Origin of the sequence: Thalassotalea sp. Y01, assembly GCF_012932945.1 — a bacterium.
Taxonomy (GTDB): domain Bacteria; phylum Pseudomonadota; class Gammaproteobacteria; order Enterobacterales; family Alteromonadaceae; genus Thalassotalea_A.
In genome coordinates this window covers 1-18153 of record NZ_JABBXG010000006.1, presented here as the reverse complement: position 1 = coordinate 18153, position 18153 = coordinate 1, and the positions used below count along the sequence as shown (strand labels likewise).

Below are 18153 nucleotides of genomic sequence, written 5' to 3'. Positions count from 1 at the left end.
ACTGATTTGTTGCCGCGTATTTTAAAGCAAATGTCAGAGAATACCAATCCTCATAACACGCAGAAATTGTTGCTTTTTTCACCGACTACAAAAAATCTTAAAAATCGCTGGTTAACAGGGTAGAGAGTTGTCGATAACGTGGTTATAATCGGAGCACTAATTTTATAATCTGCGCAAATTTAGGTATTGCCTAAGTTGGCGATATTGAATTGTCGAAATTAAACTATCGAAATTTAATTGTCCAAATTTAGCGTAGCATCTCCAGTAATGACGGCTTTTGGCGCAATCAAACGCGTGATGAATGCCACAATAATAAAATTTTCGGGATTTTCATGAAAACCATCGAAATTGATGACGAGTTGTATCAATACATCGCCAGCAACACTAAGTATATCGGTGAGAGTGCATCAGACATTCTTCGTCGTTTGTTAGAAGTATCTAAAGGCAAAGCAGAGCAGGCGAAAGCAACGGCTAAAGCCAAAAATAACAATACACCTGTCGCTGTTGTTGACAAAGCAAAAGCAGAGGTTGTAGACGCAGAAACAATCGAAATCACTGAAACCGTTCAAGATATTGAAAGCGACACAGTTGAAAAAATTTCAGTTGTCAGCCCTGAGCAAAACCTATTTGATCTGATTAACAAAGAAGAGTTAGCAATGCAGCGCGGCGCTGTTGGGCGATTTTTGTTGATCTTGTCTAACTTATACCGAGTACACAAAGGTGAGTTCGAACAAGTACTTGATATTCGTGGTCGTGACCGTTTGTATTTTGCCAAAAGCGAAGAAGAGTTAAGGGAATACGGTAGCTCTACTAAGCCAAAACTGATTCCAAACTCAAACTATTGGGTTATCACTAATTCAAACACAACCAAGAAAAAGCGCATGTTAACCGATGTAGCCATCGCTTTGGGCTACACTGGTAGCGACTCCGAACGTATTCGAGAGTTGCTATAATCAGCTTGGTTCTGTCATTAATTCAACATATTTATTGAGTATAATGATGGTACAGATAATTTTGATTGGTTTGTCGTTACAGCATAAAGGATAGTTAATGAGCGTACATGAACACGCCGGTAAGCCGGCTCGAGCCGAAGATAGAATTAATATTGCCAAATTGGTGAGTGATTATTATCAACTAAAACCGGACGTCAGCATTGCCGCGCAGCGTGTCGCCTTTGGCACATCTGGCCACCGAGGCAGTGCCACTAAGCGCAACTTTAACGAACATCATATTATCGCTATTTGTCAGGCCGTTGCTGAATATCGCAAGCAACAAGGCTTTACAGGTCCTATGTATTTGGGCAAGGACACCCATGCACTGTCTGAGCCGGCATTTATCAGCGCTATCAGCGTACTAATTGCTAACGACGTACCCGTGGTGATTCAAGCCGATGAAGGCTTTACACCGACTCCAGTCATATCTCGCTTAATCATCAATCATAATGCACATTCTGCTGATCAGGCAGATGGTCTGATCATCACCCCATCGCACAATCCTCCCAGCGATGGTGGCATTAAATACAATCCACCACATGGCGGCCCGGCAGAAGGTGAAATCACCAAGCTTATCGAACAAAGAGCCAATGAAATATTAGCGAATGAGCATGCCGACATAAAACAGCTTGATTACAGCGAAGCACTGCAATCAGCCTTGTTAAGCAAAGAAGACTTTATAGAATTTTATGTCGATGAGTTGGGCAAAGTAATCGACATGCAAGCGATCAGTAAAGCTGGTATTAAAATTGGTGTCGACCCATTAGGTGGTTCGGGTATCGATTATTGGCCTGTGATTGCGAAAAAATACAATCTTGATATTGATGTGGTTAACCCGGTTGTCGATGCCAGTTTTGCGTTTATGACATTAGATAAAGACGGCAAAATTCGTATGGATTGTTCATCACCATATGCAATGGCTGGCTTGATCGCCATGAAAGATGATTACGATATCAGCGTTGGTAATGACCCTGATTTTGACCGCCATGGTATTGTGACCAAGACCGGTGGATTGATGAATCCGAATCACTATTTGGCTGTTTCAATTAACTACTTATTTACCAATCGCAGTTGGCCTGACACGGCCAAAATAGGCAAGACCTTAGTATCAAGCTCACTCATTGACCGCCTGGCCGAAAAGCTAGACAAGCCATTAAGTGAAGTACCTGTTGGCTTTAAATGGTTCGTCGATGGTTTAAAAGACTCAAGTTATGGTTTTGGCGGTGAAGAAAGCGCCGGCGCATCATTCTTAGCGCTAGATGGCAGCTGTTGGACTACAGATAAAGATGGTTTCATCATGTGTCTATTGGCGGCTGAAATTATGGCGGTCACCGGTAAAGATCCGTATCAATGGTATTTGCAATTAGCGGATGAACTCGGTGAATCAAGCTATGGTCGTGTAGAAGCGGTTGCCACCAGCGAGCAAAAACAGGTGCTTACCTCGTTATCAAAAGACGACGTTACCCAAGATACGTTAGCCGGTGAACCTATTAAAGCCATTTTGAGTCATGCACCGGGCAACAATGCTGCCATTGGTGGGGTGAAAGTCGTTACCGAAAACGGTTGGTTTGCTGCTCGTCCATCGGGTACCGAAGAAATTTATAAAATCTACGGCGAAAGCTTTATTGATCAAGCCCATTTAGAGCGCATTTTTGATGATGCCAAGGGCTTGGTATCCAGCGCATTTAAAAATGCCGGTTTATAAACTGCAAATCGCACGTTGATGAAAGGCCCCATACGGGGCCTTTTTTATTGCTCTATTCGTGTTAATTTTTGTTTTCTAACTTTTCTTTGACTTTTCTCTTTATATCAGTAAATTAGATTCGTAAGTGGCGGTATCACATGTCCGCTTAGAGCGAATAACGGAAGTAAAGGAAAGGTCACAAAATGGAATTTTTAGAAGGACTATACGCTTTAATTAAAATAATTCTTTTTAGTAGCCAAACCGTAGTAAACAACTCTCCTATAGAAATAAATGATAACCCAATTGAAATAAAACCTGCTGAGGAAATTTCAGTATTAAACCACAGGGTACAAATACAAATTAAAGTAACCCATATTGTTGGTAGCTACGATAATGTCGTAGAACAAATTGATAAAGTTAAAGAAAAATTCCCTAAAGGTTGTCTTCTAGCAAAGGTTCATACAAAAGATGATGGCACTTTTACTTTAGATGAAACTGGAGCGGATAGTAGCGGTAATGTTATTTTTCATACCTTTCAAAAAGTACCTGTCGATGCAGAGGTTGATAAAATTGAGGTATCGTCTTGCTACCCAATTCATACAGCAACTTTAATTTGGAAAAACGGTGGAATGTAGGGCAGTTAATGGCACAAAGCTGCCGTTAGCATTTCTGGCAGGCACCTCAACAATTAACGCGAATAGAGTCTTTTTTATTACCTATTTGCTAAGCCATGCGCAAACCTTAACCAATACATTTGTGTGGTGTGTATATTTTTCGGTATAAAAAACAACCAGGTAAAGTTAGGCGTCAACAATAATTCAAATTATTTTTATAATGATATTAGTCGCTTACCATACGAATAATTATGCGCGAGTAATTTTTAGAGCTCCCTTTGCGTAATCCCCATAATGCTAACGATGTGTGTACGCCTTGCGTTAAATGGAAGTATAATAATCTTTGTTCGACGAATAATTACCTAGTGCTAATCAGTCAGACACGACAAATAGCAACGCATGGCACTCACCACCTTATCGTTGAACACTTGTGTTAATAGGGGGAGTTCACCTAAACTTAGGACACCATTCTTCTGTTATTAGGTTTTCCGTGTCTGATATCAAGCAACAATTAATGACCACAGCCGACTTTCTTAGCATCACCCGTCAAAACCCTGATTCTCTTGATCCTTTTACTGAACATTTAACGTTTGAGGATGGCCAACGGCAAGTATTAATGAGTGTTCTTGATACTGGCGTTATCTGTTTTGAGCCGGTCAATCAGGAAACCGACACCGACATCATATTGTCTTGCGCTGTACATGGTAATGAAACCGCACCGATTGAAATATGTCAGCAACTTCTTGAGCAGATTATTACCGGCAAATTGAGCCTGCAACAACGTGTGTTGTTTTTATTTGGAAATCCTGCGGCAATCAATATTGGTAAACGTTTTGTCGAAGAAAACTTAAATCGCTTATTTAGTGGCGCCCATAGCGATGGCCCTGGCTTATGCAATGATGAGCGCATACGCGCGAAAATGCTTGAAGACTTTGTCCGTGATTTCTTTGACCAAGGTGGCAGTATCGATGCTGGTCGCACTCGTTTACATTACGACTTACATACCGCTATTCGTGGCTCGAAAAATGACAAATTTGCGGTCTATCCATATTTACATGGCAAGTCTCACAACAAACAGCAACTACAAATTTTATTGGCTTGTGGCATTAATACCATCTTATTATCTAACGCACCGACCACAACCTTTAGCTATTTTTCGGTGAATGAATTTCAGGCACATGCATTTACCGTTGAGTTAGGTAAAGTGCGACCGTTTGGTGAAAATGACATGACGAATTTTGCCGCCTGTCAGAATACTTTATCTCGATTATTGTCAGGCCAAGACCTGCAACTGAAAGAGTATGACGACGCTGATTTCAATCTGTTTGAAATTTTTAAAACCATTAACCGTGACAACGAAGAGTTTATCCTGCATTTTGCCGATGATGTGCCTAACTTTACCGATTACCCATTGGATTACTTATTAGCCACTGATGGCGATAAAGAACACCGCGTCAGCGCCCATGGTGAAGCCATTATATTCCCTAACGCCAACGTTGCCTTAGGTCAAAGAGCTTTATTAACGGTGATACCGAGTACGCTTAATTAGGCCGTACTGCTATTCGCTGTGTCTTTGCTTTGCAAGCCTGTGCTATTTGTCACAGGCTTTTTTATTTTCAGAGCCTATCAAGTCGCTATTATGGCAGGGAAATTTTACATGCTAGAAGGGTATGCTTAACTTAGATTGCAGTGAACGGGCTTAGCTATATTTTTTTGTAAAGCAAAATTGCCACTCACAATGTTCACAAGACGCTAAATTTTGGCAAAAAATTGCAACAAGCCATACCTGAATGTAAAGTTCAGCCTATCAAAAATAACAGCAAAGTCGCGCCCATATAGTATGGATTAAGCGCTAAAATAGAGACTTGCATTTCAAGTTTTGATGGCTTGTTAATGTATTGTATATACATTGGCTGGCTGCAGAAAACAAAAGAGAAGCTTATGAATACCGAAAAGTATCAACAAGGCCGGGTTGTTCACCAACCTGAATACATCGATGGCCTATCTGTAGAAATTCCAATTCTAAAAATTCTTAAACAGGATGGCAGCTTGTACGAAGGTGCCGAAATGCCTGTTATAGACCAAGAACACGCATTGAGAATCTACAAGAGTCTTGCATTTCACCGCGTACTAGATGAACGTATGATTGCCTCTCAACGTCAAGGGCGTTTGAGCTTTTATATGGCTGCGCTAGGTGAAGAAGCAGCGAGTGTTGGTAGTGCAGCAGCATTAGAAGACGAAGACATGATCATGGCGCAATACCGTGAACAAGGTGCACTTATTTACCGTGGTTTTAGTTTGGAAAACTTTATGAACCAAATGTTCTCAAACGAGAAAGATTTGGGTAAAGGTCGCCAAATGCCAATTCACTACGGTTCAAGTGAATTGCATTACATGACCATCTCATCGCCATTGTGTACACAAGTACCACAAGCTGCGGGTTATGCTTATGGCCAAAAACTTAAAGGCAAAGACAACGTCACTATTTGTTATATCGGTGAAGGTGCTGCCTCAGAAGGTGACTTCCACGCCGGTTTAAATATGGCTGCCGTACATGGCGCACCTGTTATTTTCTTCTGTCGTAACAACGGCTATGCGATTTCGACACCATCAACCGAGCAATATGCCGGTAATGGTATTGCATCTCGCGGTGTAGGTTATGACATTAAAACCATTCGTGTTGACGGCAACGACATTCTAGCGGTACTTAAAGTGACCCAAGAAGCACGTAAATACGCTGTTGAAGAAGGTAAGCCAGTGCTTATTGAAGCCATGTCTTACCGTTTAGGCGCTCACTCTACGTCGGATGACCCAAGTGGTTACCGTACCAAAGAAGAAGAAGCCAAATACGCCGAGCACGACCCTATTTTACGCATGAAAAACTGGATGCTAGCGCAAAGCTGGTGGGATGAAGCACAAGATAATGCGCTAGTAGATCAATACCGAGAGCAAGTTCTTGCTGCGGTTAAAGTCGCTGAAGTCATTGCTAAACCACCTATCGAAGATTTGATCAGTGACGTTTATGACGTGCCGACACCTGCACTAGAGCAGCAACTTAGCGATTTAAAAGAGCATATCAAGAAATATCCAGAAGCGTATCCAGTGACGGCAGGGAGAATTAAATAATGGCACAAATGAATTTATTGCAGGCGATTAACAACGCCCTAGATATCGCCATGACTGAAGATGACTCTACGTTATGTTTTGGTGAAGATGTTGGTCACTTTGGTGGTGTTTTCCGTGCAACGTCAAACTTGCAAGAGAAGTACGGCAAAAGCCGTTGTTTCAATACACCATTGGTTGAGCAGGGGATCCTAGGTTTTGCTAACGGTTTGGCGGCACAAGGTTCTCGCCCAATTGCGGAAATCCAGTTTGCTGATTATATCTTCCCAGCGTTTGATCAAATCGTCAACGAGTCGGCTAAATTCCGTTACCGCTCAGGTAATGAATTTGATGTTGGTAAATTGACTATTCGCACCCCATACGGCGGTGGTATTGCTGGTGGTTTATATCACTCGCAATCACCTGAAGCGTATTTTGCCCACACACCAGGTTTGAAAATTGTTGTTCCACGTAATCCATATCAAGCAAAAGGTTTGTTACTGGCCTCAATTCGTGATGACAACCCTGTAGTGTTCTTTGAACCGAAAAAACTATATCGTGCCTCTGTTGGTGAAGTTCCTGAAGAAGATTACCAATTACCACTAGGTAAAGCCGAAGTGGTTAAATCTGGTGCAGATATCACCTTACTTGGTTGGGGGGCGCAAATTGAGACCCTAGAAAAAGCCGCAGACATGGCAGAGAAACAAGGTGTTTCTTGTGAAATTATCGATTTACGTACAATTTTGCCTTGGGATGTTGATACCGTTGCCGAATCTGTATGTAAAACCGGCCGTTTGTTGATCAACCACGAAGCACCATTAACCGGTGGTTTTGCTGGTGAAATCGCTGCGACTATTCAAGACAAGTGTTTCTTGCACCTTGAGTCGCCGATTACACGCGTATGTGGTTTGGATACTCCATTCCCACTATCTCACGAAAAAGAATACATGCCAGATGAGCTAAAAACGTTTGAAGCTATCATGGCCTCAGTAAATTACTAAGGAATTAGGCAATGAGTATCGATTTTATTCTACCGGATATTGGTGAAGGCATTGTTGAATGTGAGATCGTTGAATGGCTAGTGTCAGAAGGCGAGCACATTGAAGAAGACCAACCGGTATGTGATGTTATGACTGACAAAGCATTAGTCCAAATCCCTGCAATGCACTCAGGTGTGGTTGATAAGTTGTATTACGGTAAAGGTGATATTGCCAAGGTACATGAGCCATTGTTTGCCATGACACCACATGGCGAAGCACCTGCTGCGCAAGAGCCTGCGCCGCAAGCGAGTGCAGCTGAACAGCAAGCACCTGTTGCCGACGTGACAGCCGCTGCCACCGGTGGTGAAATAGAAGATTTTATCTTGCCAGATATTGGTGAAGGTATTGTTGAGTGTGAAATTGTTGAATGGTTGGTTGCCGAAGGCGAAATCATTGAAGAAGATCAACCGGTTGTTGATGTAATGACCGACAAAGCACTGGTACAAATTCCTGCTAAATACGCTGGTACTGTGGTTAAGCTTCATTATGGTAAAGGTGAAATTGCCAAAGTACATGAGCCATTATTTGCAATCGAAATTGCCGGTACTGTCGCCTCAGCACCAGCTGCTGCGGCACAAGCTAGCACGGTCGAAACAGTAAAAGCCGCTGCACCGACAACAGCGCCAACACCAGCGGTCGCACAACAACCTGCGTCACAAAAAGCTGGCAATGGTAAAGCGTTAGCAAGCCCAGCGGTGCGTCGTGTCGCCCGTGAACTTGGTGTTAATATTCATGACGTACCAGGTACTGGTCCAAAAGGACGTGTATTTAAAGAAGATGTACGCAGCTTTATTGAAGGCGGTAACAAGGTCGCACAACAACCAGCGCAAGCAGCTACGGAGGCGACTAGCGGTGGTACTCGTGTTGAGCCAATCCGTGGCGTGAAAGCAGCGATGGCAAAAGCTATGGTTGCTTCGGTATCTACTATCCCTCACTTCACCTATTGTGAAGAGATTGATATGACCAAACTGATTGCTTTACGCTCTGAGCTTAAAGAAGTGTATGCCAAGCAAGACATCAAATTAACCATGATGCCATTTTTCATGAAATCGATGTCACTTGCACTTAAGCAATTCCCAGTGATGAACTCAAAGCCAAATGAAGAATGCACTGAGCTTACTTACTTTGATGATCACAATATTGGTATGGCGGTAGATTCCAAAGTGGGTCTGTTGGTACCAAACGTCAAGAACGTGCAAAGCATGTCGATTGTTGATGTCGCAAAAGAAGTGACACGTTTGACCAACGATGCTCGTCAAGGTCGTGTAAGTACGCAAGACTTGAAAGGCGGCACCATCAGCATTTCTAATATCGGCGCATTAGGTGGTACGGTGGCAACACCAATCATCAATAAGCCTGAAGTTGCGATTGTTGCACTTGGTAAGCTACAAACTCTACCTCGCTTTAACGACAAAGGTGAAGTTGAAGCACGCTCTATTATGCAAGTGAGCTGGTCTGGCGATCATCGTATTATTGATGGCGGCACCATTGCGCGATTCAGTAACTTGTGGAAGTCTTTCTTAGAAGACCCTACAAACATGCTGATGCACATGGCATAATCAAATCAAACAGTAAAAAGGTGGTTTAATAACCGCCTTTTTTGATCCGATTTTATGTTATTGAAAAAGTTACGGTAATCAATAGTAGGCGTCGATGATGAAGCAGATTTTGAGTTGTTTGTTGTTTTTGTGTTTTGCCGTACAAGCAAAGCAAGTCAACATTTGCAAGATTGAAAGCCCATTGGTACAAGGTGTGCTGTATCAATCATCATGTGCAGCGGACAACAAGTATGTCATCGTCATAGGCGGCTCAGGTGGCCGAGTGAATGAAAGCTATAGTCAATTAATCGCTGAACATTGCCAAAATGTGTTGGCTATCGCATATTTTAATGCTGCAGGGTTTTCTGACACTCTCGATGATATTCCCATTGAACGTGTTAGTGACGCCATCGACTTTTTACAATCAGGTTATCAAAAAGGCGGACTCAGTAGTGATGCCAAGCTAAAAATTAGCGTTGTTGGTATTTCTCGTGGTTCAGAGTTGGCGCTTTGGAGCGCGGCAACGGATCATCGTGTTGGAGCGGTGATTGGCATCGTTCCGTCATCAGTGACCTGGCATGGTCAACGCACAGCCACCGCGTGGCGTTATCAGAATAACGCTATCGCTAGCCTTAGCTTCGCTCGACAAAGTGAAACGCCGATTTATCAACGAGCCAGTAACGCATTGCAACAACTAACGAGTGATGCCAATGAATTTATTCCTGTCGAACAAATCAAGGCGGACATATTGCTCATTTCAGCTGAAAATGACCATATATGGCCATCCAAGCTTATGTCGCAACAAATCGTAAAGCGACTGCAGGCGCATAATTTTAGCTATCAATATTTACATCTAAGCGTCGAGGATGATCATTTTTTTGATGAGCAAACCAAACAAAAACTTGCCGCTCAATTGCTGTTGCACCTGCAATAAAGCGCATTAAAAATGACCAACAGATAAAACCCAGCATAGTAAGCGGGGTTTTTATTATGTAGTTTGCTTTTGATTTGATTTGATTTGATTTGATTTGATTTGATTTGATTTGATTTGATTTAATTTTGTGCAAACAGTTCGTCAAAATGTAACAGTCGGTTGCGCCAAATGTTGTTTTCATTAAACTAACTGTAATTAAGTGTTATCGAGTATTTCCAGATATGACATTGAGACAATTAAAAACAGCGCTAAGCAGTAGCTTATTAATATTGATGACGATGAAGGCAAATGCCAATACCCAGCATGTTAAAGTGGACTTGGTTAAAGTAGACAAATCTGCTCGTACTATGTACTTGCTTGATGGTGAGACGGTTATCAAACAGTACCACATCGCCCTAGGTGATAACCCTAAAGGCCATAAAAATAAAGAAGGGGATAACAGAACCCCTGAGGGCGAATACGTTCTCGATTACAAAAAAGAAGACTCACAATATTATCGTTCGATGCACATCAGCTACCCCAATGCCAATGATGTGGCAAGCGCACAAGATCGAGGTGATAGTCCAGGCGGTTTCATTATGGTGCACGGTCAACGCAATGGTGATAATCGTGATGCTAAAATGATCCAACGCTTTAATTGGACCAATGGTTGTATTGCCTTAACCAATACCGAAATGGATGAATTTATGGACTTGGTTGATACCGGCACTCGCATAAAAATTGAGTGGTAATGTCGTGCAAAACGGCATAAATATGACGTGAATAACACAGCATAGCCAAAACATTCTTTCATAAAAATACAAGGGAGCATTGCTTTTACTTTCTAGTCAGTGAGTTCCCTTTTTAAATTAAACTAGTTACAATTCAAAACTCTACATATTAAATGGATTATATCTATGGAATGGATATTCATATCTCTGCTTTGTAATCAAAATACATTAGAAGTCCTTGTCGCGATAGAGCTCGACGATAGGTCGCATAATTCCGTTAAAACAAAAGCGCGAGATAAACTCGTAAATTTTGCTTGCGAAACTGTGGGGTTACCACTGTTACGTTTTTCTGCAAAAAGAAGCTATGTGATATCTGATATTGCAAAACAAATAAGCCAAGCTAACGAGATTGAAAATTTAGCTGGTGCAATAAAATACTCGAAGACAAGCTAGTCTTTAGACATTTAAAAATCAGGCGTAAAGATGAAAAAATATGGAAAATTAGTCCGTTGGAATAACGAAAAAGGCTTTGGTTTTATCAATTGTGATCAAATTAACTCTGATGTGTTTATTCACATATCAGAATTAAAACACATGAGTCGAGAACCCAAGTCTGGAGATTTCATCTATTTTGACATAGCGCTAAAAGATGGCAAAAAACGAGCTGTGTCAGCGAGAATTGAAGGCGTTAAATCCAAACAAGTGAACTCATCAAAAAGAGCTAAAACTAGCGAATCAAGTTCCATCGTCGGTTCCATCTTTACAGTTATGCTGTTGTGCACAGTCGGTTATTTTATTTATTCAGAAGTCTCCGGTTACATCAACCGCGTTAATCTTGCAAAACAACCAATAGCTTCAAGTGAAAACGCTCAAGCGCTGAATACGTCTAATTTCCCAAAGAATCCAGTTAAATTAAAGCCTATTAATGTTTCAAAATCACTTTATAGTTGTGATGGTCGTCAGTATTGTAGTCAAATGACATCCTACGAAGAAGCGGTGTTTTTTATTAATAACTGTCCAGCGACAAAAATGGATGGCGATAATGATGGTGATCCATGCGAAAGCCAATTTTAGTCGTATATTCTCATGTACATTAAGTCTATTGATGATATGCACTACTTGTCGACAGACAAGAAAATAGTTTTAACGCTAATCGATATGATTACTAAGGATGATGCTACTTACGTGTTGATTGGTAATGGTGAACGCCAGTAGGTCGTAACTTTCAATAGAGCAGTAATAGATGACTTTATCTTTGTTTGACTTATCAGGCGCGCCGAGCTCTTCTTGCAAACGCTTTTTACTGATGCCTATTAGGTTGCTGGTTGCGGCAATCTGAAATGCCGGTGTAAATATGGCGAATTCTAAAAAACTTTTATCGGCGTTGGGGACTTGATAAATGCTCACCACACCGTCTTTATAATGTAGTTGTACTCTTTGGTTTATATAGCTTTTATCATGTGGGCTAACATCTTGTTTTTGTGAAGACCTGTCCGGCATGCCAAACCGACTGGTTACGGCTTCCACATTGTCACCTACTGTACTTTCAATGCTGTGGCAGAGTTTAATAACTTCTTGGCTTGGCATGGTTTTTTGATGAGTTTGTTTGGCCTGGGCAATTACGGCAAAACCAACAACGGCGCACAAGCTTAGCCGTTTAAGCAAGATTGTGGGTTGAGTTATATGGGCAAAGCCGTTTCTCATAATTACCAATGTTCGAGTGCCGTTGTATTCAAACATAATGGTTATATGACCTGCGGTCAATTTTTGCGCAAATTATATCTGGGCAATAAAAAGGGCAGCCTGAGCTGCCCTTAGTGTTTTTTAAATCAACTACTTGCTGATTACATTACGCGCATACCAGGCTGAGCACCGTCATCAGGGTTAAGAATAAAGATGTCTTTTCCACCAGGACCTGCGGCAATGATCATACCTTCTGACATACCAAAGCGCATTTTACGAGGTGCAAGATTAGCCACCACAACGGTTAATTTACCCACCAAATCTTCCGGCTGATAGGCCGATTTTATGCCAGCGAAAATCTGACGTTTCTCGCCACCTAGGTCAACTTCGATACGTAGCAACTTATCGGCTTTTTCGACATGCTCAGCGGTAACAATTTTCGCCACTCGTAAATCTACTTTGGCAAAATCGTCAAAGCTTATCTCTTTGGCAATAGGATCATCAGCCAATGGACCACTTACTGGCGCCGTTTGTGCTGCTGCTAAGTTTTCTTTTGAATCGTCAACCATGGCGTTTACTTTATCCATATCAACGCGCTGCATTAGCGCTTTAAATTTATTGATTTTGTGGCCGGTCAATAACTGTGTATGACCTTGCCAGTTCAATTCGTCATTAAGGAACGCTTGAGATTTTTGTGCCAACTCAGGCAGCACTGGCTTAAGGTAGATCATCAAGATACGGAATAAATTGATGCCCATAGAGCAGACGTCTTGAACGTCTTGCTCTTTACCTTCTTGCTTAGCCAATACCCAAGGTTCTTTAACAGCAATGTATTCGTTTACTTTGTCCGCTAATGCCATGATTTCACGCATCGCTCGACCAAATTCACGGTTCTCGTAGCATGCCGCGATTGAGTCGCCCGCTGCCATAACGTCATCCGCTAAGGCTTGGTCATCAACGGTTTCAGATAGCATGCCATCGAATTTCTTGGTAATGAAGCCAGCACAACGTGATGCAATGTTAACTACCTTACCAACCAAGTCAGAGTTTACACGCTGGGCAAAGTCTTCAAGGTTCAGATCTAAATCATCAATGCGATTGGTTAGCTTAGCCGCGAAGTAATAACGCAAGAATTCTGGGTTTAAGTGCTCAAGGTAAGTACGACCTTTAATAAAGGTACCTTTTGACTTACTCATTTTGGTGCCATTAACGGTAACAAAACCATGGGCATAAACCGACGTTGGTTGTCTATAACCGGCGCCTTTTAGCATGGCAGGCCAAAATAGTGAGTGGAAGTAAATGATGTCTTTACCAATAAAGTGGTAAAGCTCAGCTTCCGAGTCTAACTGCCAAAACTCATCAAAATTGATGCCTTTCTTGTCACATAGGTTTTGGAAACTGCCCATGTAACCGATTGGGGCATCAAGCCAAACGTAGAAAAATTTGCCAGGTGCATTTGGAATTTCAAAACCAAAATATGGCGCATCACGACTGATGTCCCATTGCTGAAGGCCTGACTCAAACCATTCGTTTAGCTTGTTCGCCATTTCTTCTTGCAATGAACCTGACTTGGTCCAGTCTTTAAGCATTTGCTCAAACGCAGGTAAGTCAAAGAAGAAATGCTCTGAATCTTTCATAACCGGCGTCGCACCAGAAACCACTGACTTAGGGTTTACCAGGTCGGTTGGTGAGTATGTTGCGCCACAATTATCACAGTTATCGCCGTTTTGATCTTCGCTACCACATTTAGGGCAGGTACCCTTTACAAAGCGATCTGGTAAAAACATTTGTTTTTCAGGATCAAACAGTTGCGAAATAGTGCGGCGTTTAATATAACCGTTATTATCTAAACGATTATAAATAAGCTCGGCATAGTGACGGTTTTCATCACTGTGTGTTGAGTGATAATTATCAAACTCGATGTGGAAGTCAGCGAAATCAGCCATATGCTCTTCGCGAACTTGAGCGATCATTTGCTCTGGCGTAATGCCTAATTGTTGAGCTTTAAGCATGATAGGCGTGCCGTGAGCGTCATCGGCACAAACGTAATATGTTTCGTGACCACGCATTTTCTGGAAACGAACCCAGATATCGGTTTGAATATACTCAAGAAGGTGACCTAGGTGAATAGGGCCATTGGCGTATGGCAGGGCACTGGTCACCAAAATTTTGCGATTTTTATCACTCATTTGACTATTTGCCTGATTATTAAATTATTTAATAGAAATATGGCCACGGATAGTACAAAATTTAAGGCATATTTTCATTACAATTCTCATAAATTATAAGAAAAACTGTCGACTATGTTTAAAAAGTTGTTTTCTTCATCAAAAAAGGATGTCCAATTGCTCAATCAAGTTACTGAATTTATCAAGAACTACCGTACAGCACCGTTTGGTTTTGGTGTAGACGCTGCAATGAAAGATTGGCAAGCGAGGATAGAAAACGACAGTATTATCTTGTCATTTACGCCATTGTTTGCCTGCCAATTAGGCCTGGAACAATTGGCTAAAGATCTTGTAACTGAGTTTAATGTTAACGTTGAAGTCGAACTTGAATACGACATAGCGCCGGTGCGTACCCATCAAGTTAAAGGTGTTCGCAACATCATCGCTATTGCCTCAGGTAAAGGTGGTGTTGGAAAATCGACAACCACGGTAAATTTAGCGTATGCCTTGTCACAGCAGGGCGCCAATGTGGCGATTCTTGATGCGGACATTTATGGTCCCTCGATTCCAACCATGCTAGGTATTGAAAACCAACGTCCGGTGTCGGTTGATGGGAAAACTATGATGCCTATTTTTACCAACGGTATCACCGCAATGTCGATTGGCTTTTTAGTGTCTGATAAAGACGCGACGATTTGGCGTGGCCCTATGGCAAGTTCTGCGTTCTCACAAATGTTAAATGAAACCGACTGGCAGACTGAGCAAGGCGAAGACATCGATTATTTGCTGATTGATATGCCACCAGGTACCGGCGATATTCAGTTAACCCTTGCGCAAAAAGTGCCTGTGGCAGCGGCAGTGGTAGTGACTACACCGCAAGATATTGCTTTAAAAGATGCCATTAAAGGGATTGCTATGTTCGATAAGGTACAGGTACCTGTGTTGGGCATTGTTGAGAACATGAGTTATCACGTTTGCGAAAACTGTGATCATCACTCCCATCTGTTTGGTCAAGGTGGCGCAGAACGTTTGGCTAATGATCACAACGTCGAGGTATTAGGGCAGTTACCATTGCATGTTGATATCCGCGAATACAGTGATAATGGTCAAAATTTAATAAATGAAAATTCTGCTAGCGATGTAGGGGCAAACTACCGTAGAATAGCTGGCAATGTAGCGGCCAATCTGTTTTATCAACTCGATGCGAAAAGCCCACAAACACCGCAAATAACCGTTATCAATGAATAACTAAGCAACAAGTAATAGAAGAACAATCATGAGACTGTCTGACCACGATATAATTGAATTACTCAATCAAGAAAAAATTAGAATTAGCCCGCGTCCTGACGAATCGATGATTTCCGGTGTCAGTGTTGATATTTGTTTGGGTCATAAGTTTCGTGTCTTTCAGGATCATAATGCCCCGTATATTGACTTGAGTGGCCCTAAAGACGAAGTTCAAAAAGCCATGAATACGGTAATGAGCGACGAGATCCATATTGATGATGGTGATGCGTTTTTCTTGCACCCTGGTGAATTGGCGTTAGGCGTGACGCATGAATCTGTTACCTTGCCAGCAGACATCGTCGGTTGGTTAGATGGTCGTTCATCACTTGCTCGCCTTGGTTTAATGGTTCATGTAACCGCGCACCGTATCGATCCAGGTTGGTCAGGACAAATCGTTTTGGAGTTTTATAACTCCGGTAAGCTACCGTTGGCATTGCGTCCACGCATGAAGATTGCAGCATTGAACTTTGAAACCATGTCAGGTGAAGCATTGCGCCCATACAATAAGCGCCAAGATGCGAAATACAAAGGTCAACAGGGTGCTGTTGCCAGTCGCATTAGTGAAGATGATAAAACCGAAGCGTAACTAATTATTGCTAAAAAAAGCCCGCATAATGATGCGGGCTTTTTTGTGTCTATTGTAAGTTAGCTGTTAACGACTTTATCGGTAACTGTCACCGAACTTAGCCCTTGTGCTTTTTGTTGCTCTAACAAGCGCACCGTTTGTTCTAACGCGTCTACCAACTTAACCTTATCGTGGAAATACTCAACTTGTTCACTTGCTAATGATTGTTTAATCAATTGCACTGAATTTGATTGCTCTTTCAGGTTTTCGGTAATTACCGCATCAATTGGCTGACAGCCGAGATTAAAGGCAAGCCATTCTAGTTTTTGGTCGATGGTTAATTCACCTGCTGGTGAATGCTCTTTGGCGATATTATCGATAAACACGCAATGCGCCTTACTGTTTTTCACCGCCTTAGTGATATCGCGAACCAGCAAAGGTGGCACAATTGATGTTAAAAAGCTGCCCGGACCAATAATAATAAGGTCTGCGTTTTCAATCGCTTCTATGGTTTCCGGTAGTGCTTTTACCAGCGGCGCCAACATCATATTCTCTGGCATTGTCGCCATATCATCAACGGATAACTCGCCAACCTTACAGCGTCCTTCAGCATAAAACGCCATTAAATCAGTAGGCGTTTCTGACATAGGATGAACGCGGGTCTTAACACGTAACATGTTACGTATCAGGGTAATTGAATCAAGAGGGCGAGTATGAATGTCATTTAGCGCATATAAAATTAGGTTTCCCAGGTTATGGCCGCTTAATTCATCTTTACCATCGAATCGGAAATTTAATAATTTACTGCCCACAGAATCGTCATCTGTTAATTGGGTAAGACAGTTTCTTAGGTCACCCCAAGCTATAGTACTGGTACGTTTTCGTAATTTTCCGGTAGAACCACCGTTATCTGTAGTAGCAACCACGCCGGTGAGCTGGTCACCTAAGAATGAAAGTGTCGAAAGAACTCGACCCAAGCCATGACCGCCGCCAATGGCAACCACGTTGAGAGATTGTAATCGCATCCAATATAATCCTGTTATTAGTTGGCTTACGCCAAAGCCCCTTATTTTTATTAGTAGCGAGTAGGGCACTGTTTATTTTTCGTTTTCAGTATTTAATAGTGTAGACAATTGTCCATTATTTTCCGAACAATTCAAATGAATACCTATGGAACGTGAGAAAATAGTTATATAAAACCAAAAATTAACGGATTTCAAAAACCTGCATTTGTGCGTCAATTTTGGCAAAAAATAGGCGTCAGAATATAAAAATTAACCAATACGATCGTTTAATGAGCGAACGAACAGTTTTTTACGTTTTATTTTGAAAAAGATGTTGACAGTTTTTCTAGGACTCCATACAATGCGCCTCGTTTTCAACGACAGTCCAAGGCCAACGTTGAAGGTAAGAAGAGGGGCCATAGCTCAGCTGGGAGAGCGCTTCGCTGGCAGCGAAGAGGTCTGCGGTTCGATCCCGCATGGCTCCACCAAATTCTTACATTGTAACGTTAGAGTTGTTGATAAAGGTGCATATTGTACCTACTCAGCGTCCCGTTCGTCTAGAGGCCTAGGACACCGCCCTTTCACGGCGGTAACAGGGGTTCGAATCCCCTACGGGATGCCAATATTCGACTAAAATAAGTTGTACAAGTTCTTAGTGCCCGGCTTAAATGCCAGACACATAGCATTGCAGTGTAGGATGAATCAAATTTTACGTAGAAAAATTTGACTGCTTACACAAAAATACGAATCAACGATTCGTAAAGCGATTTCTGTGTCCCGTTCGTCTAGAGGCCTAGGACACCGCCCTTTCACGGCGGTAACAGGGGTTCGA

General features: G+C 42.0%; 16 protein-coding genes and 2 tRNA genes. 15 read left to right on the top strand and 3 right to left on the bottom strand.

Annotation, left to right across the window (positions count from 1 at the left end; translation table 11 throughout):
* The first annotated feature begins 332 nt into the window (after positions 1 to 332).
* The 11 genes from seqA to HII16_RS09980 all read left to right on the top strand — a co-directional run bounded on the left by seqA (position 333) and on the right by HII16_RS09980 (position 11688).
* Positions 333 to 953: a replication initiation negative regulator SeqA gene (gene seqA, locus HII16_RS10030; protein ID WP_169129828.1), complete on the top strand. Its 621-nt coding sequence runs from the start codon at positions 333 to 335 to the stop codon at positions 951 to 953.
* Positions 954 to 1050: 97 nt separating this feature from the next.
* The gene (pgm, locus tag HII16_RS10025; protein WP_169129826.1) at positions 1051 to 2697 is read left to right on the top strand and encodes a phosphoglucomutase (alpha-D-glucose-1,6-bisphosphate-dependent); all 1647 of its coding nucleotides are present in this window, start codon (positions 1051 to 1053) and stop codon (positions 2695 to 2697) included.
* A 182-nt stretch (positions 2698 to 2879) separates the two neighbouring features.
* Positions 2880 to 3311: a hypothetical protein gene (locus HII16_RS10020; RefSeq protein WP_169129824.1), complete on the top strand. Its 432-nt coding sequence runs from the start codon at positions 2880 to 2882 to the stop codon at positions 3309 to 3311.
* A gap of 493 nt (positions 3312 to 3804) precedes the next feature.
* Positions 3805 to 4839 (top strand): succinylglutamate desuccinylase, encoded by a 1035-nt coding sequence (gene astE / locus HII16_RS10015; protein WP_169130132.1) that lies wholly within the window; start codon positions 3805 to 3807, stop codon positions 4837 to 4839.
* Positions 4840 to 5231: 392 nt separating this feature from the next.
* Positions 5232 to 6416 (top strand): thiamine pyrophosphate-dependent dehydrogenase E1 component subunit alpha, encoded by a 1185-nt coding sequence (locus HII16_RS10010; RefSeq protein WP_169129822.1) that lies wholly within the window; start codon positions 5232 to 5234, stop codon positions 6414 to 6416.
* Positions 6416 to 7393: an alpha-ketoacid dehydrogenase subunit beta gene (locus HII16_RS10005; RefSeq protein WP_169129821.1), complete on the top strand. Its 978-nt coding sequence runs from the start codon at positions 6416 to 6418 to the stop codon at positions 7391 to 7393. Before HII16_RS10010 ends, HII16_RS10005 begins: the two co-directional genes overlap by 1 nt.
* A gap of 11 nt (positions 7394 to 7404) precedes the next feature.
* Positions 7405 to 8991 (top strand): dihydrolipoyllysine-residue acetyltransferase, encoded by a 1587-nt coding sequence (locus tag HII16_RS10000; protein WP_169129820.1) that lies wholly within the window; start codon positions 7405 to 7407, stop codon positions 8989 to 8991.
* Between the two features lie 94 nt (positions 8992 to 9085).
* Entirely contained in the window at positions 9086 to 9904 is an 819-nt protein-coding gene (locus tag HII16_RS09995; RefSeq protein WP_169129819.1) for an acyl-CoA thioester hydrolase/BAAT C-terminal domain-containing protein, read from the top strand.
* A 272-nt stretch (positions 9905 to 10176) separates the two neighbouring features.
* Positions 10177 to 10635 (top strand): L,D-transpeptidase family protein, encoded by a 459-nt coding sequence (locus HII16_RS09990; protein WP_248289586.1) that lies wholly within the window; start codon positions 10177 to 10179, stop codon positions 10633 to 10635.
* 165 nt (positions 10636 to 10800) lie between these two features.
* Complete coding sequence (locus HII16_RS09985) at positions 10801 to 11067, top strand: DUF2726 domain-containing protein (protein WP_169129817.1); 267 nt, start codon at positions 10801 to 10803, stop codon at positions 11065 to 11067.
* Between the two features lie 30 nt (positions 11068 to 11097).
* A complete protein-coding gene (locus HII16_RS09980) occupies positions 11098 to 11688 on the top strand; it encodes a cold shock domain-containing protein (RefSeq protein ID WP_169129816.1) in 591 nt (196 codons plus the stop codon).
* A 75-nt stretch (positions 11689 to 11763) separates the two neighbouring features.
* Here HII16_RS09980 and HII16_RS09975 read toward each other — a convergent pair whose 3' ends face one another.
* Together HII16_RS09975 and metG are read right to left on the bottom strand one after the other, a co-directional pair.
* Positions 11764 to 12354 (bottom strand): hypothetical protein, encoded by a 591-nt coding sequence (locus HII16_RS09975; protein ID WP_169129807.1) that lies wholly within the window; start codon positions 12352 to 12354, stop codon positions 11764 to 11766.
* Between the two features lie 104 nt (positions 12355 to 12458).
* Positions 12459 to 14486 carry a methionine--tRNA ligase gene (metG, locus tag HII16_RS09970; RefSeq protein ID WP_169129805.1) on the bottom strand — a complete coding sequence of 676 codons (2028 nt, stop codon included), beginning with the start codon at positions 14484 to 14486 and terminating at the stop codon, positions 12459 to 12461.
* Positions 14487 to 14600: 114 nt separating this feature from the next.
* Here metG and apbC point away from each other — a divergent pair, with 114 nt between their 5' ends.
* On the top strand, positions 14601 to 15713 hold the full coding sequence (gene apbC / locus HII16_RS09965) for an iron-sulfur cluster carrier protein ApbC (RefSeq protein ID WP_169129795.1): 1113 nt from the start codon (positions 14601 to 14603) through the stop codon (positions 15711 to 15713).
* A 28-nt stretch (positions 15714 to 15741) separates the two neighbouring features.
* Entirely contained in the window at positions 15742 to 16338 is a 597-nt protein-coding gene (dcd, locus tag HII16_RS09960; protein ID WP_135439944.1) for a dCTP deaminase, read from the top strand.
* Between the two features lie 59 nt (positions 16339 to 16397).
* On the opposite strand, the gene yvcK is transcribed toward dcd, so the two are convergent.
* Positions 16398 to 17342 (bottom strand): uridine diphosphate-N-acetylglucosamine-binding protein YvcK, encoded by a 945-nt coding sequence (gene yvcK, locus HII16_RS09955; protein ID WP_169129793.1) that lies wholly within the window; start codon positions 17340 to 17342, stop codon positions 16398 to 16400.
* A 391-nt stretch (positions 17343 to 17733) separates the two neighbouring features.
* On the opposite strand from yvcK, the gene HII16_RS09950 reads away from it, so the two are divergent.
* Both HII16_RS09950 and HII16_RS09945 read left to right on the top strand, forming a co-directional pair.
* Positions 17734 to 17809: transfer RNA gene (locus tag HII16_RS09950), tRNA-Ala, on the top strand.
* A gap of 58 nt (positions 17810 to 17867) precedes the next feature.
* Positions 17868 to 17943, top strand: a tRNA-Glu gene (locus HII16_RS09945).
* Positions 17944 to 18153 lie beyond the last annotated feature (210 nt).

Bases quoted from the DNA above. Each gene is read 5' to 3' on its own strand.
- apbC (WP_169129795.1), top strand. From the start codon at position 14,601: ATGTTTAAAAAGTTGTTTTCTTCATCAAAAAAGGATGTCCAATTGCTC.
- HII16_RS09980 (WP_169129816.1), top strand. From the start codon at position 11,098: ATGAAAAAATATGGAAAATTAGTCCGTTGGAATAACGAAAAAGGCTTT.
- HII16_RS10020 (WP_169129824.1), top strand. From the start codon at position 2,880: ATGGAATTTTTAGAAGGACTATACGCTTTAATTAAAATAATTCTTTTT.
- HII16_RS09995 (WP_169129819.1), top strand. From the start codon at position 9,086: ATGATGAAGCAGATTTTGAGTTGTTTGTTGTTTTTGTGTTTTGCCGTA.
- seqA (WP_169129828.1), top strand. From the start codon at position 333: ATGAAAACCATCGAAATTGATGACGAGTTGTATCAATACATCGCCAGC.
- HII16_RS09990 (WP_248289586.1), top strand. From the start codon at position 10,177: ATGACGATGAAGGCAAATGCCAATACCCAGCATGTTAAAGTGGACTTG.
- yvcK (WP_169129793.1), bottom strand. From the start codon at position 17,342: ATGCGATTACAATCTCTCAACGTGGTTGCCATTGGCGGCGGTCATGGC.
- astE (WP_169130132.1), top strand. From the start codon at position 3,805: ATGACCACAGCCGACTTTCTTAGCATCACCCGTCAAAACCCTGATTCT.
- HII16_RS10010 (WP_169129822.1), top strand. From the start codon at position 5,232: ATGAATACCGAAAAGTATCAACAAGGCCGGGTTGTTCACCAACCTGAA.
- metG (WP_169129805.1), bottom strand. From the start codon at position 14,486: ATGAGTGATAAAAATCGCAAAATTTTGGTGACCAGTGCCCTGCCATAC.
- HII16_RS09975 (WP_169129807.1), bottom strand. From the start codon at position 12,354: ATGTTTGAATACAACGGCACTCGAACATTGGTAATTATGAGAAACGGC.
- dcd (WP_135439944.1), top strand. From the start codon at position 15,742: ATGAGACTGTCTGACCACGATATAATTGAATTACTCAATCAAGAAAAA.
- HII16_RS09985 (WP_169129817.1), top strand. From the start codon at position 10,801: ATGGAATGGATATTCATATCTCTGCTTTGTAATCAAAATACATTAGAA.
- HII16_RS10000 (WP_169129820.1), top strand. From the start codon at position 7,405: ATGAGTATCGATTTTATTCTACCGGATATTGGTGAAGGCATTGTTGAA.
- HII16_RS10005 (WP_169129821.1), top strand. From the start codon at position 6,416: ATGGCACAAATGAATTTATTGCAGGCGATTAACAACGCCCTAGATATC.
- pgm (WP_169129826.1), top strand. From the start codon at position 1,051: ATGAGCGTACATGAACACGCCGGTAAGCCGGCTCGAGCCGAAGATAGA.